This is a genomic window from Streptomyces sp. I05A-00742, assembly GCF_013055795.1.
Taxonomy (GTDB): Bacteria; Actinomycetota; Actinomycetes; order Streptomycetales; family Streptomycetaceae; genus Streptomyces.
In genome coordinates, this window is the sequence record NZ_JABETO010000099.1 from 1 (window position 1) to 657 (window position 657).

The following is a 657-nucleotide window of genomic DNA, read 5'->3' on the forward strand; positions in this document are numbered from 1 at the left end:
GGCCCCGGCACCCGCCTTCGCTCCGCCGGCCGCGGCCCGGTCGGGCGCCGCGGCCACTACGCCGCACTCCGCGGTGTCGGCACCGGTTCCACGAATCGGCCAGGCGGCACCGCCGGCACCCGCCTTCGCCCCGCCGGCACCCGCTTTCGCCCCGCCGGCCGCGGCCCGGGCCCACCCCGCGGCCACCACGCCGTCCCCCTCCCCCGCGCCGGCCACCACGCCCCCGCATCACGGCGCCCCGTACGTGCGGGCCGCGGTCGCCCAGCCCGGGCGCCCTCTTCCCCCGTCCGTGCGCGGGCAGATGGAGGCCGGGTTCGGCCGCGACCTGGGTCACGTCCGCGTCCACGACGGGCCGTCGGCCGCCCTCGCGGCGGCCGCGCTCGACGCCCGTGCCTTCTCCCTGGGGCCGCACCTGGTCTTCGGCACCGGGGAGTACCGGCCCGACACTCCCGCCGGGCGCGGCCTCATCGCGCACGAACTGGCCCACGTGGTGCAGGCGTACACGGGGTCCGGTCCGCGCGCCACGGTGGTGGACGACCCGCGGCTGGAGGCGGAGGCGGATCGCGCGGTGGAGACGCTGGCGGCCGGCGGCCGGGCCGCGATCGCACCACGGCCCGGCGCGCCGGTCGTCCGCCGGGCCGGCCGGGGCGCCGCCCC

At 81.9% G+C, this 657-nt stretch carries 1 protein-coding gene; it reads left to right on the top strand.

Annotated elements, in window-relative coordinates; genetic code table 11:
- Nucleotides 1-289 precede the first annotated feature (289 nt).
- On the top strand, nt 290-657 hold a 368-nt coding region (locus HN013_RS32245), incomplete at its 3' end, for a DUF4157 domain-containing protein (protein WP_171172568.1).